The following is a 12969-nucleotide window of genomic DNA, read 5'->3' as shown; positions in this document are numbered from 1 at the left end:
TTGGTACGGACGGTCCCAGTCAGAAATCTGCCGCCAGGCTTGTAGCGGTGAAGCGTTTCACTCGGGGGAGTGGAAGCTCAGGCTGTAGTTCACCGCTTTGGCGCCCGGGTCGAGAATATCCAGCGCGATGTGGATCGGCGTTTGCGGTGGCATTTCCGCCATGCCTTCGAGGTCGCCGTTGAGGTACTCGCCGGGTTTGAAGCGACGGCTGGCGATCAAGTGGCCATTGAGGTCGGCAAAGCGCAGCTCCAGCAGCGGGAAGGGCTGCGAGAACGGCGCGCGGTTGTAGATAATCGCATCGACCACCAGCGCGCCACTGAACTCCGGATGGCTGCGGACCACCAGGTTGCTGCTTTTGATTTTTGCAATGTCGACTTTGGATGGCACCGTGCAGCCGAGTTGCGGGCACAGCTGCTGGAACCAGGGGCGGTACTGGTCCTGGCGGGCCAATTCGTCGAAATGGTATGCAATGTATTGGCCGGCCAGCGCCGCAGCGCCGAGCAAGACCAGCAGCATCCAGAACAAGCGTCGGCCCCAGGGGGAGCGACGTTTTTGCCAGTCCAGTTGCAGTGGGTCATCGGTCAGGTCTTGCAATACCTCGGCGCGCACGCCCGGCTCGCTGCGCTCGCGACGTTTGCGCAGCGGTTCGATCGACGGCAGGTCGTCGTCGAGTGCCTCGGTTGCCGACAGGCGTTCATGGTTGAGCGGGGCGTCGAGAGGGTCGTGCAGGCGCAGATGGGGCACCTGGGGTTCATCATCGAGATCAACCGGTTCCAGCGAAAACGAAGGCTCGGTGCGTTCGTGGTTGTCCGGTTCGGGGGCTGTTTCCGGGTGTTCGGTCTCTACCGGTTGGGCGCGGTCGGCGGCCGATTCGCTGAAGAGGCTGTCGGACCACTGTTCTTCGTCGTGCTCGCTAGAGTCGCGCCGGGCGCTGAGGCCGTCTTCGCGGTGCCGGCCAAACTCCTTGGTCGGCTGGATCTCCCGCTGTTCGAGCCGGGCGAGTTCTTCGTCCAGGTCCAGGCTGTCCAGATCCAGTTCGGAGGCCGTCCACTGCTTTTGGCTGATCGCGCGTGGCGCTGGTGGCTCAACAATGGCCGGGGTTACCGGTTTGACGGCTTCCTTGTCGGCCCGTTGCTCAAGCAGCTGCTTGGCCGCGTTGAACACTTGCAAGCACGAGCCGCAACGAACCACTCCGCGTGCCACGCTCAACTGAGCATGGCTGACGCGGAAGCTGGTTTGGCAATGCGGGCACTGGGTGACGAAGCTGTCGGTCATGCGGCGATCCGGTTTATGCAGGCGTTCATTCTAGCGCCGACGGCCGGTGATGCGCACCCAGCCATCGCGATTGGCAATCGGGTCCAGATCGAAGTCTTGAGCGTAGGCGGCGGCAACGTCTTCGCCTTGTTCTGCAAGGATCCCGGACAGCGCCAGGCGACCACCCGGCTTGACCAGGCTGGACAGTTGCGGTGCCAGAGAAACCAGCGGGCCGGCGAGGATGTTGGCGACCAGTACGTCGGCCTTCACCTGTGGCAGGTCTTCAGGCAGGTACAGCGGGAACAGCGCTTCGTCGATGTTGTTGCGCCCGGCATTGTCGCGAGAGGCTTCCAGGGCCTGCACGTCGATGTCGGTGCCGACGGCTTCCTTGGCGCCTAGCAGCAAGGCGGCAATCGCCAGAATCCCCGAACCGCAGCCAAAGTCGAGCACGTTGCAGTCTTTCAGGTCCTGACCGTCGAGCCATTCCAGACACAGCGCGGTGGTGGGGTGGGTGCCGGTGCCGAACGCCAGGCCCGGGTCCAGCAGCAGATTCACGGCGTCAGGCTCGGGTGCGGCGTGCCAGCTCGGGACGATCCACAGGCGCTGACCGAAACGCATCGACTGGAAGCCGTCCATCCAGCTGCGTTCCCAATCCTGGTCTTCGATCACTTCGCTGTGATGCTCGGGCAGCGGGCTGCCGGTCAGCAGCTCAAGGTGGGCCAATACGCTGGCGGCTTCGGTGCCGCCCTCGAACAGGGCCAGCAGGTGCGTGTGCGACCACAGCGGCGTGGTGTTGAGTTCTGGCTCGAAGATCGGCTGATCTTCGGCGTCCATGAAGGTCACCGACACGGCGCCCACTTCAAGGAAAGCGTCTTCGTAGGTTTCGGCTTGTTCTGGGCTGATGGCGAGACGGACTTGCAGCCAAGGCATGGCGGGCACCTTTGAAAAATATTGATTGCAGCCTAGCGGGCTGCGAGAAGCGCGCAAGTTTACGCGAGCGCGGAGGTTTTGTGGGAGTGGGGTGGCTCCAAACGCAGAAGCCATGTGCAACGCGCCCCTGTAGCAGCTCATAAGAAATACCCAGAAACAACAAAGCCGCCCGAAGGCGGCTTTGTTGATCGGGTCGAAGCTTAGTGCTTCTCGCCTGCCAGCTTGTGCTCGAGGTAGTGAATGTTCACGCCCCCTTTGCAGAAGCCTTCATCACGGACCAGGTCGCGGTGCAGCGGGATGTTGGTCTTGATCCCGTCGACAACGATTTCGTCCAGTGCATTGCGCATGCGCGCCATGGCTTCGTCACGGGTTGCGCCGTAGGTGATCAGCTTGCCGATCAACGAATCGTAGTTCGGCGGAACGGCATAACCACTGTACAGGTGCGAATCGACGCGAACGCCGTTGCCGCCTGGTGCGTGGAAATGCTTGACCGTGCCTGGGCTCGGCATGAAGGTTTTCGGGTCTTCGGCGTTGATACGGCATTCCAGGGCGTGACCGCGGATCACCACGTCGTCCTGGGTGTACGACAGCTTGTTGCCAGCGGCGATGCTGAGCATCTCCTTGACGATGTCGATGCCGGTGACCATTTCCGAAACCGGGTGCTCTACCTGGACACGAGTGTTCATCTCGATGAAGTAGAAGTGGCCGTTCTCGTAAAGGAACTCGAAGGTACCGGCGCCGCGGTAGCCGATGTCGATGCACGCCTTGACGCAGCGAGCGAGGACTTCCTGGCGTGCTTTCTCGTCGATGCCCGGTGCCGGCGCTTCTTCGAGAACCTTCTGGTGACGACGTTGCAGCGAGCAGTCGCGGTCGCCCAGATGGATGGCGTGACCCTGGCCGTCGGAAAGTACCTGGACTTCCACGTGGCGTGGGTTGGTCAGGAATTTTTCCAGATAGACCATCGGGTTGCCGAACGCCGCGCCAGCTTCGGTGCGGGTCAGTTTTGCAAAGGAGATCAGGTCTTCTTCTTTATGCACAACGCGCATGCCGCGACCACCGCCGCCGCCAGCGGCCTTGATGATCACCGGATAACCGACTTCGCGACCGATGCGCAGAGCGGTTTCTTCGTCTTCAGGCAGCGGGCCGTCGGAACCCGGAACGGTTGGAACGCCCGCAGCGATCATGGCGTGCTTGGCCGATACCTTGTCGCCCATCAGGCGAATGGTGTCGGCTTTCGGGCCAATGAAGGCGAAGCCGGAGTTCTCGACCTGTTCAGCGAAATCAGCGTTTTCCGCAAGGAAACCGTAGCCTGGGTGAATGGCAGTAGCGCCGGTCACTTCAGCTGCGGCGATGATTGCCGGGATGTGCAGGTAAGAGTGCGCGGCCGAGGCCGGACCGATGCAGACGGATTCGTCTGCCAGGCCCAGGTGCATCAGCTCTTTGTCAGCCTTGGAGTAAACGGCGACAGTCTTGATGCCCATCTCTTTGCAGGCACGCAGGATCCGCAGGGCAATCTCACCGCGGTTGGCGATCAGAACTTTTTCCAACTTCGCAGTCATCAAAGTTTCTCCGCGGTTCAAACGATGGTGAACAGCGGTTGGTCGTACTCAACCGGCTGGCCGTCTTCGACGAGGATGGATTCGATCACACCGCTGGTTTCAGCTTCGATGTGGTTCATCATCTTCATGGCTTCGACGATGCACAGGGTGTCGCCTTTCTTCACGGTCTGGCCAACTTCAACGAACGAAGGCGAGGATGGCGAAGATTTGCGATAGAAGGTGCCGACCATCGGCGAACGGGCTACGGTGCCGTTCAGGACAGGTGCGGACGGTGCAGCAGGTGCAGCGGCGGCAGCCGGAGCAGCAGCAACAGGCGCAGGTGCCGGAGCGTGCTGCATTGGAGCAGGTGCGTAGTATTGCTGAGCCGGCGTCTTGCTATGACGGCTGATACGTACGGACTCTTCGCCTTCCTTGATCTCGAGCTCGTCGATGCCGGACTCTTCCAGCAGTTCGATCAGTTTCTTAACTTTACGGATATCCATGAATCATCAACTCCCAAGGGTCGGTCAGGGGCGTATAGCTTGTGGTTCAAGCTGTTCCAGGGCGGCCTCCAGGGCCAGTCGATAACCGCTGGCGCCAAGGCCGCAGATCACTCCCACCGCTACGTCGGAGAAGTAAGAGTGATGGCGGAAAGGTTCGCGTTTGTGCACGTTAGACAAATGCACTTCGATGAATGGGATGCTCACCGCCAGCAGCGCGTCACGTAATGCGACACTTGTGTGTGTAAAAGCTGCTGGATTGATCAGAATGAAGTCCACACCCTCGCCACGAGCGGCGTGAATGCGGTCGATCAATTCGTACTCGGCGTTGCTTTGCAGGTGCAGCAGATGATGGCCGGCTTCACGGGCGCGGCGTTCCAGGTCCTGGTTGATCTGCGCCAGTGTCGTAGCGCCATAGGTGCCCGGTTCACGGGTGCCGAGCAAGTTCAGGTTGGGGCCGTGCAGCACCAATAGGGTCGCCATCTGCTGTTCCTTGTTATCTGTGTGCAAGTGTCAGAACCCGGCGACTATGCCGCAAAGCCTTTGTGACTGTCCAGTTCTATGCAATAGCCAGCACGATAGCCGATGTTTGCGCGAAATATGTGACCGGCTGATTAAATCCGGTCATTTGCCTTCGCAACACGTTCGGCGAAGTCCTTGGCGTTGATCTCGCCGATCACTCGCACATCGGCACGCTCAACACCGTCCTTGCCGAAAAACATCAGGGCCGGAGGACCGAACAGTTTGTAACGGTCGAGCAGGGCGCGTTGTTCGGCATTGCTGGCGGTGATATCGAAACGAACCAGTCGATAGCCTTGCAGGCGTTCGATGACGTTGGCGTCGTTGAGCACTTCGTGTTCGATGACTTTGCAACTGATGCACCAGTCGGCGTACCAGTCGAGCAACAGCGGGGTGCCGGAGGATTGAGCATCGGCGAGCACGCGATCCAGTTCTGAGGGCGTGTTGATGGTTTGCCAGGTACCGGCGTTTTGCGCAGGCGCGTTACCTGCAATCGCACGCGATTGGCCGATGGGGTTGAATGGATCGGTCTGTCCGCTGAACGCCCCGAACCAGCAGGCCAATGCGTAAAACAGCAGGAACATCCCGAGCAACTGGCCAAGGCGTTTTCGAGGGGGTTTGTAGACGAACTCCAGCGCGCCCATGAACAAGCCGACACCACCGGCCAGCAAACCGATCAGCAGCAAGGTGATCTGGCCCGGCAGTACGCGGCTGAGCAGGCCGATCGCCAATCCCAGTAACAACACGCCAATCGCGTTTTTCACATAGACCAGCCATGGCCCGCTTTTCGGCAGCCAGGCCGCGCCACCGGTAGCCACCAGCAACAGCGGCGCGCCCATGCCGAGGCCAAGCATGAACAGCTTCAAACCGCCGCCCAATGCATCGCCACTGGCGCTGATGTACAGCAGCGCACCGGCCAGCGGCGCCGAAACGCAGGGCGAAACCAGCAGGCTCGACACCACGCCCAGCACCGCGGCGCCCCACAGCGAACCGCCTTCCGTGCGCCCGGCAATGCGATCCAGGCGACTGCTGATGGCGTGCGGCAGCTTGAGTTCGAATACGCCGAACATGGCCAGGGCAAATACCGCAAAAAACGTCGCGAACGGCACCAGCACCCAGGCCGATTGCAGGCGCGCCTGAAGATTGAGTTGTGCGCCGAACAGGCCCATCAGTGCACCCAGCAGGGCAAAGCAGGCGGCCATCGGCAGCACGTAGGCCAAAGACAGATTGAAACCGCGCAAACCACCGACCTGACCGCGCAACACCACACCGGAAAGAATGGGCAGCATCGGCAATACGCAAGGCGTGAACGTCAGACCCAGGCCGGCGAGGAAAAACAGCGCGAGTTCACGCCATCCCCAGTTTTGCGTCGGGGCCTGATCAGGAGCACCGATGCCATTAATGCTCAGGCGTTCGGTTTCCGGCGGATAGCACAGGCCTTTGTCGGCGCAACCCTGATAGGTTACGGCCAGCGTGAAGGCGCGCTGATCGGTGCGCGGCAGTTCCACCTCGATGATCCCGTGATACACCTCGACATCGCCGAAGTACTCGTCGTGCTTCTGTTCGCCCTTGGGCAGTTGGGCGACGCCCAGCGTTACCTCGGCCGGGTCAGCCCGAAACTGGAAACGATGGCGATAGAGGTAATAGCCTTCGGTGGCGACGAAACGCAGCTTGATCGATTGCGGCGTGCTGTCTACCAGGCTCAGTTGAAAGGCTTCGCGCACCGGCAGGAAGTCGGCGCTGTTGTTGATCGAGCCCAGGGTGGAGCTGGGTCGGGTGTCCAGCAACCCGGCGGCGGTGGCCGGCAGGGCGAGCACTAAAAGCAGCAGGCAGAGCAAACGGCGCATGACAATCTCGCGTATCGGAATTGGGGGCATGATAGCGGACGGCGCGCGGGTGTGCAGGGCGGGGCGTTCGGTGGTGGTTGTACCGACGCCATCGCGAGCAAGCTCGCTCCCACAGGGGGAACGCATATCCCTGAGGGAGCGAACTTGCTCGCGAAAGGGGTCTATCAGACGCGGAAAGCCTGAACGGCGGTACGCAGCCGCCCGCCCAGCACCAACAGATTCTCCCCTTGCTCACGCCCTTCACCAATGCGCAGCAAGTTATCCCCACCCAATTGATGGATGCGCTCACTGTGATCGCGAATCTCGCTGACCGCGCCACTCTGCTGGGCGGTGACATCGGCGATGCGCACAGCCGTGTCGGCAATGGTCTGGATCGCGCCGACGATTTTATCCAGCGCACCATCTGCCGCCTGCGCCTGACTGGCCGTGGCTTCGGCGTGTTCGACCTGCGCGCGCATGCCCTCTACCGACTGACGCGCGGCGGTTTGCAGGCCGGCAATCAGTGTCTGGATCTCTGCTGTCGCGCCTGCGGTGCGTTGCGCCAGTGAGCGAACCTCTTCCGCCACCACCGCAAACCCGCGCCCCATCTCGCCAGCGCGGGCCGCTTCGATGGCGGCGTTCAGGGCCAGCAGGTTGGTCTGGTCGGCAATCGAGCGGATTACTGTCAGCACGCCGCCGATGGTCGCCGACTCTTCCGCCAGGTGCTCGATCATCTGCGCGTTGCCCTGCACTTCACCCACCAGCGCATGCAGGCCGGTCAGGCTCAGGCCAATGACTTTCTGACCGTGTTCCACCGCCAGGCCAGCATGGCGACTGGCATCCGCGGCCTGGCTGGCATCGCCGGCGACTTGTTGAATGGTCGCCTCCAGTTCACCAAGGGAATCGCGGATCAGGGCGGTGTCGCCGGCTTGATGTTCGGCACCGCTGTGCAGGTCGTTACTCAGGTCGGCCAGGGTTCGGCTGCTGCCGGCGACCTGCTCGGCGTTGAGACGAATGGTCCCGACCAGATCCACCAGGTAGGCGCGCAAGCGATTGAGCGACGCCTGGATGTCATGCAATTCGCGATTGGTATTGCCCAGCTCGATGTCGCGGCTGAAGTCGCCTTCGGCCCAGGTGGACAGGGCTGGCGCCAGGTTGGTCAGGGTTCGGGCCAGCCGTCGTTGCAGGGTATCGATGAGCAGTGCGATCAGCAGGATCAGCCCGATCATCACACCCTGCATCAAGCGCACTTCGCCCTGAATCTGCCCGTGCTGCGCGCGGACCACCGGTTCGAGTCCGGCAATCGCTTGCTGCACGGCGGCGATTTTCAGGTGTGTGGCGGCACTGAGGTCGGTGCGTTTCTGGATCTGATCACGGGTGCGCGACAGCTCGGCCGGGTAGCGTGTGAGCAGGCTGTTGAGTTCACGCTTGAGGCCGACACCAGCGTCTTCCGCGGCGGCTTTCTCGTTGTTCTCCAACCCCATCATCGAGGCGAAATCATCGGTGCTGGATTCTGTCTTGGCGGCTACGCCGAGCAACGGCAAGCTGGCCAGCAGTTCCGCCTGAGCACGGATGCTGGCCACTTCACGCTCGACGTCGGCGGCCAGTTCGCTGCGGCCGCTGCTGACCAGTTTGTCCCGGGCCAGAGAGAGTTTGCCCAGATGTTGAGAAGCGGCGAGCAGCGGCGTCAGGTAAGCCGCGTTTGCGCTGGCGTACTGGTTGAGCTGGTCAAGACTGGCGCCGAGTTCGCGCTCGGCTTGCAGCAGCAATGCCTGCGGGTCGCCCGCGAGTTTGCCGGCGGCCAACAGGTCGGTTTTGCTGAACTCATCCAGCGTCGACAGGCTCGGGCGCAAGGTCTCGGCCAGTGCCGGTGGCAGCTCGGCCAGATCTTTTTGCAAGACATCAATCGCCTGGCTGGCGCTGCTCAGGCGCAGGGCATCGCCACTGGCGAGGTAGTCCTCGATATTGCGCGCGACTTCATTCTGAAATTGCTGGGACAGCCCCAGGTAACGCTCCATCAACAGATAGGGGCGCTCCAAGGCCTTTTGCGACCACCACAGCGTGGCGCCAAGGGCCAAGCACACAGCGACTAAAAGGAGGGTGTTGAGATTGGTCAGCAGCTTCAGGCGCATAGCGGGTCTACCAACGGCAGAATGGTAAGCGCCTGAATTTATTGCGTTTGTGTTACAGGGTTATGACCGAATCGGTGGATTCTGATGAAAAAGTGGCACTTTGCTGTGACGTTCGCGCCGCCTGAACACGATTTCGTCCGGCGTCCTTGGCGCGGTACAGCGCCTCGTCTGCCTGGCTGGCCATCATCAGGCTGTCGGAGTGCTCGCACAACTCCACCACGCCGGCACTGAACGTGCACCACAGGTCTTGAGGCTGCGCCGGATAGTGGATTTCGGCAAAGCGCTGACGAATTTCATCCAGCACGGCATAAGCCGATGCGAGGTCGGTGTCAGGCATGACGATTGCGAATTCTTCACCGCCATAGCGGCCGATGAAGTCGGTCTTGCGCAGGCGTTGCTTCAGGAACAGCGCCAGGCTCTTGATCACCCGGTCGCCCATAGGATGCCCGTGGCTATCGTTGACCCGTTTGAAGTGGTCGATGTCGAGCATCGCAAAGCTCAGCGGCTTGTTCTCACGGCGGGAGCGGAAACTGCAGTCTTCAAGCAATTGCAAAATGTGCGTGTGGTTGTACAAGCCGGTCAGGCTGTCGCGGACCATCCGGGCTTTCAGATTGCGTGCCCGCGCCGCGCGGTTGCGCACGGTGGTGATCAGGTGGCGCGGCTTGATCGGTTTGGTCAGGAAGTCGTCGCCGCCTTCGCTCATCGCGTCGAGCTGCTTGTCCAGATCGTCTTCGGCCGACAGGTAAATGATCGGGACGCTGACGTAACGGTCGTTGTGACGGATCACCTTGGCCAGTTCCGTACCGGTGCAGGTCGGCATGTACATGTCGAGGATGATCAGGTCAGGCTGAAAGTCCGAGAGTTCGGCCATGGCCTGAATCGGATCGATCAACGTGCGCGTGACGATCCCGGCGCTATTGAGCAGGCGCTCGGTGTGCAGGGCCTGGGCGCGGGAGTCGTCAATGATCAGCACTTTATAAGGTTCGTACTGGGCGACGCAGGTCAGGACTTCGATTTTCTCCAGCAGGCTCGAAGCCTCCAGGGTGCCGGTGAGAAACTCCTGGCCGCCGGCGCGCACGGCGGCCAGACGGGTTGGGGTGTCGGTTTCGTGCAGGCTGAAGAACAACAGCGGCAGGCGATGATCGAGACCTTCCTGGGCTTCGGCGGCCAGTTTCAGGCCGATACCGGGGCCACTGAAGTCCACGTCCATGACGATTGCAGCGGGCAAACGCTCGACCATCGAGGCGCGGAACGCGGCAACGCTGTCGAGGGATTGGGCGCTGAGCCCGAAAAATTCCAGTTGCTTGGCCAGGCGCTCAGCGCGGTCGTGATCCTGCAGCATCACGTAGATCGGCTTGCGCAACGGCGGCAGGAAGGTTTGTTCGTACTGATCGCCATGCCGCAGGCCGGTACGCGACAGGCGCTGCATCAAGCGATTGAGGTCGGTGATCAGCCCGCTGCTCAGGCGTCCGCGATTGGCGTCGACAGCCTCCAGCGACTGGCCGATGTGGCGCGCCAGTTGAGTGTGTTCCGGTTGTTCGAAGCGCTCGGCAAACCGCAACAGGCGCAGGTTCGCCTCGCTCAGTTCCGATAAGTCGGTGATGGACCACTCACTGCGTTGCAGGCGCTGCCAGATCTCAAGAATTTGACGTGCCTGATGAATTACCCGCTGGGCAAAGTGGTGCTTGAGGCGCTCACGGCTGGGGTCTTCTGGCTCGGTCATATCCTGACTACTAGTTAGGGTAAAAGCTGAGATCGACTGGTGGCTCTATGCTAGCACCTCTTTGCAATTGCACGAGTGTCGTACGTCAATAATCTGTAATGCGGCGTCATTCAGTTTGTGACCGGCTGGTCGGATAGGCTCAAGGCGTGTGCTTCCTTTATAGTGGCGCCTCGACGATGCAATCCTGGCTCACAGCAGCGCGCCGATTAATACGCGGCAAAACGAGGCACGATGGCGTAGGGTTGTGGTCGAACCGATGAACTCAAGTGATTGAAAGGATATCGCCATGCTGGACTGGAAGAACCGCGCGGGCAGTGCCCCTGAACGTGCCGCTGAACCGAAGTCGGCCACCCGCAGTTATATCGGCGGCCTGCTGTTCAGCCGGGCGCTGGCCACCTTGATCGGCCTTTACCTGCTGGTGGCGATTGCCCTGGGTTGGTATTGGAGCGAGGAGCCCGCGCTGTTCCCGGTCCAGCAAAATGCCCAGATCGCTGCCGAGAAAGAAGGCAAGCAGATGGTCGTCGGCTACACCACAGTGGAAACCCTCAAGACCGTCGCCGGTACGTTGCTGACCAAACCGGGTGGCTACATTTCCAACGACCGTTTCCCGCCGGGCCTGTGGATGGACAACATGCCAAGCTGGGAATATGGCGTGCTGGTCCAGGTTCGCGACCTGAGCCGTGCACTGCGTAAAGACTTCGCCCGCTCCCAGTCGCAATCGGCCGAAGACGCCGACCTGGCCAAGGCCGAACCGCGTTTCAACTTCGACAACAAGAGCTGGGTGCTGCCTTCCAGTGAGTCCGAGTATCAGGAAGGCATCAATTCGCTGAGCCGCTATCAGGCGCGGTTGTCCGATCCTAACCAGAAAAGCGCCCTGTTCTATGCCCGCGCCGACAACCTGAACAACTGGCTCGGTGACGTCGGCACCCGCCTGGGTTCGCTGTCGCAACGCCTGTCGGCCAGCGTCGGTCGGGTCAAACTCAACACTTCGCTGAAAACCGAAGTCCTGACGCCAGGGCAAGTGCCACAGGTGGACGAAGAAATCGTCGAGACGCCGTGGATGCAGATCGACAATGTGTTCTACGAGGCTCGCGGTCAGGCCTGGGCACTGTCTCACCTGCTGCGCGCCATCGAAGTCGACTTCGCCGACGTATTGGCCAAGAAAAACGCCACGGTCAGCGTGCGCCAGATCATCCGTGAGCTGGAAGCATCGCAGGAGCCGGTCTGGAGCCCGATGATCCTCAACGGCAGCGGCTTCGGTGTACTGGCTAACCACTCGCTGGTTATGGCCAACTATATTTCCCGGGCCAACGCTGCAGTGATCGATCTGCGTCAATTGCTCAATCAAGGCTGAGTCATGGTTGATAACGCCAAAGAGGCCGCCCATCGCGCGGCCTCGGATGCCGAACAGATCGCCTGGGTCGACGAGCAGGACAACCTGCTTGGCGCCCTGGTCCGTTCCGATTTGCGCGAGCGTGGGCTGATCGGGCGCGGCACCTACATCATGCTGTTCAATTCGGCCGGTGATCTCTGTGTGCACCGCCGAACCTTGAGCAAAGCCATTTATCCGGGGTACTGGGATGTGGCGGCAGGGGGCATGGTGCTCGCCAGCGAAACCTACGCCGAGTCAGCTGCCCGCGAGCTGGAAGAAGAGCTGGGCGTGAGCGGTGTGGAACTGACCGCCCACGATCACTTCTTCTTTGAAGACACCGGCAACCGGCTCTGGTGTTCGGCGTTTTCGGCGGTCTGGGACGGGCCGTTGATTCTGCAGCCCGAAGAGGTGCTTGAAGCGTGCTTTATGCCCATCGATCAGGTCATGCTGGAAATCCAGCAAAAGCCTTATTGCCCGGACTCTCTGGCGGCGTTGAAGCGCTATCTGCGCGCGCAACGGGATGGCGTCGCAAAAGAGCTGTAAATTGGCGCCGATTGGCTCTTAGCAAGTCGGCTTTTTGCCGTTACACTGCGCGACCTTTTCAAGCTGAACCCGCACGTCTGGTTCAGTAGCGCTGCCCCTGCCTGAGTGGGGCTTCGCGGTCGATGGCTCCTGCCCAGGTTGCCGCGACCAGTCTTTGTCCTCCCAAGAGGATTGCCGGTGGCCAAAAAAGCCGCATCCTTCGCCGCCCTTGGTGGCCTGGTATTTTCCACCGACGCAGGTCGTCATTGCCCGGATTGCAGTAAACCGGTGGACGCCTGTATCTGCAAACAGACCGTTATCCCGGCCGGCGACGGCATCGCTCGCGTGCGTCGCGAAAGCAAGGGCCGTGGCGGCAAGACGGTGACCACCATCACCGGCGTGCCGTTGGCCGAAGACGCGCTCAAGGAACTGGCCACCACGTTGAAAAAACGTTGTGGCACAGGCGGAGCGTTGAAAGACGGGATCATTGAAATCCAGGGCGATCATGTCGAGCTACTCTTGGGCGAGCTGATCAAACTCGGTTTCAAAGCGAAGAAGTCCGGCGGCTAGCAGCCTCTGTGAAAACCACCCTCGGCTTGATCCAGTCCTGAAAACGGGTCTGGCGTCGTCTACATGGTTTTCACAGAGCCTGT

General features: G+C 61.0%; 11 protein-coding genes. 3 read left to right on the top strand and 8 right to left on the bottom strand.

Annotated elements, in window-relative coordinates; all coding sequences use genetic code 11:
• Positions 1-57: 57 nt before the first annotated feature.
• The 8 genes from H8F22_RS27815 to H8F22_RS27780 form a co-directional block, all read right to left on the bottom strand.
• Positions 58-1275, bottom strand: a complete 1218-nt coding sequence (locus H8F22_RS27815) for a DUF3426 domain-containing protein (RefSeq protein WP_027921901.1) — start codon at positions 1273-1275, stop codon at positions 58-60.
• 30 nt (positions 1276-1305) lie between these two features.
• Positions 1306-2184 (bottom strand): 50S ribosomal protein L11 methyltransferase, encoded by an 879-nt coding sequence (gene prmA / locus H8F22_RS27810; RefSeq protein WP_194940950.1) that lies wholly within the window; start codon positions 2182-2184, stop codon positions 1306-1308.
• A gap of 200 nt (positions 2185-2384) precedes the next feature.
• Positions 2385-3743 carry an acetyl-CoA carboxylase biotin carboxylase subunit gene (gene accC, locus H8F22_RS27805; protein ID WP_027921899.1) on the bottom strand — a complete coding sequence of 453 codons (1359 nt, stop codon included), beginning with the start codon at positions 3741-3743 and terminating at the stop codon, positions 2385-2387.
• Between the two features lie 17 nt (positions 3744-3760).
• Positions 3761-4225, bottom strand: coding sequence for an acetyl-CoA carboxylase biotin carboxyl carrier protein (gene accB, locus H8F22_RS27800; RefSeq protein WP_027921898.1), 465 nt, complete (start codon positions 4223-4225; stop codon positions 3761-3763).
• A gap of 24 nt (positions 4226-4249) precedes the next feature.
• Positions 4250-4705 carry a type II 3-dehydroquinate dehydratase gene (gene aroQ / locus H8F22_RS27795; protein WP_027921897.1) on the bottom strand — a complete coding sequence of 152 codons (456 nt, stop codon included), beginning with the start codon at positions 4703-4705 and terminating at the stop codon, positions 4250-4252.
• 131 nt (positions 4706-4836) lie between these two features.
• Positions 4837-6588 carry a protein-disulfide reductase DsbD gene (locus tag H8F22_RS27790; RefSeq protein ID WP_027921896.1) on the bottom strand — a complete coding sequence of 584 codons (1752 nt, stop codon included), beginning with the start codon at positions 6586-6588 and terminating at the stop codon, positions 4837-4839.
• A 164-nt stretch (positions 6589-6752) separates the two neighbouring features.
• Positions 6753-7796, bottom strand: a complete 1044-nt coding sequence (locus H8F22_RS33215) for a methyl-accepting chemotaxis protein (protein WP_371258933.1) — start codon at positions 7794-7796, stop codon at positions 6753-6755.
• Positions 7797-8751: 955 nt separating this feature from the next.
• Positions 8752-10422, bottom strand: a complete 1671-nt coding sequence (locus H8F22_RS27780; protein ID WP_027921894.1) for a response regulator — start codon at positions 10420-10422, stop codon at positions 8752-8754.
• 286 nt (positions 10423-10708) lie between these two features.
• Between H8F22_RS27780 and H8F22_RS27775 the strand changes: the two genes are divergently transcribed.
• The 3 genes from H8F22_RS27775 to H8F22_RS27765 all read left to right on the top strand — a co-directional run bounded on the left by H8F22_RS27775 (position 10709) and on the right by H8F22_RS27765 (position 12886).
• Positions 10709-11776: a DUF2333 family protein gene (locus H8F22_RS27775; RefSeq protein ID WP_027921893.1), complete on the top strand. Its 1068-nt coding sequence runs from the start codon at positions 10709-10711 to the stop codon at positions 11774-11776.
• 3 nt (positions 11777-11779) lie between these two features.
• Positions 11780-12337, top strand: a complete 558-nt coding sequence (locus tag H8F22_RS27770; RefSeq protein WP_027921892.1) for an NUDIX hydrolase — start codon at positions 11780-11782, stop codon at positions 12335-12337.
• Between the two features lie 177 nt (positions 12338-12514).
• On the top strand, positions 12515-12886 hold the full coding sequence (locus H8F22_RS27765; RefSeq protein ID WP_027921891.1) for a translation initiation factor Sui1: 372 nt from the start codon (positions 12515-12517) through the stop codon (positions 12884-12886).
• The last annotated feature ends 83 nt before the right edge of the window (positions 12887-12969 follow it).

Origin of the sequence: Pseudomonas mucoides (genome assembly GCF_015461845.1) — a bacterium.
Classification (GTDB): Bacteria; Pseudomonadota; Gammaproteobacteria; order Pseudomonadales; family Pseudomonadaceae; genus Aquipseudomonas; species Aquipseudomonas mucoides.
This window is presented reverse-complemented; position numbering and strand designations above follow the sequence as displayed.

Coding starts and splice junctions, on each gene's coding strand:
- H8F22_RS27815 (WP_027921901.1), bottom strand. CDS start 1,275: ATGACCGACAGCTTCGTCACCCAGTGCCCGCATTGCCAAACCAGCTTC.
- prmA (WP_194940950.1), bottom strand. CDS start 2,184: ATGCCTTGGCTGCAAGTCCGTCTCGCCATCAGCCCAGAACAAGCCGAA.
- accC (WP_027921899.1), bottom strand. CDS start 3,743: ATGACTGCGAAGTTGGAAAAAGTTCTGATCGCCAACCGCGGTGAGATT.
- accB (WP_027921898.1), bottom strand. CDS start 4,225: ATGGATATCCGTAAAGTTAAGAAACTGATCGAACTGCTGGAAGAGTCC.
- aroQ (WP_027921897.1), bottom strand. CDS start 4,705: ATGGCGACCCTATTGGTGCTGCACGGCCCCAACCTGAACTTGCTCGGC.
- H8F22_RS27790 (WP_027921896.1), bottom strand. CDS start 6,588: ATGCGCCGTTTGCTCTGCCTGCTGCTTTTAGTGCTCGCCCTGCCGGCC.
- H8F22_RS33215 (WP_371258933.1), bottom strand. CDS start 7,796: ATGATCGGGCTGATCCTGCTGATCGCACTGCTCATCGATACCCTGCAA.
- H8F22_RS27780 (WP_027921894.1), bottom strand. CDS start 10,422: ATGACCGAGCCAGAAGACCCCAGCCGTGAGCGCCTCAAGCACCACTTT.
- H8F22_RS27775 (WP_027921893.1), top strand. CDS start 10,709: ATGCTGGACTGGAAGAACCGCGCGGGCAGTGCCCCTGAACGTGCCGCT.
- H8F22_RS27770 (WP_027921892.1), top strand. CDS start 11,780: ATGGTTGATAACGCCAAAGAGGCCGCCCATCGCGCGGCCTCGGATGCC.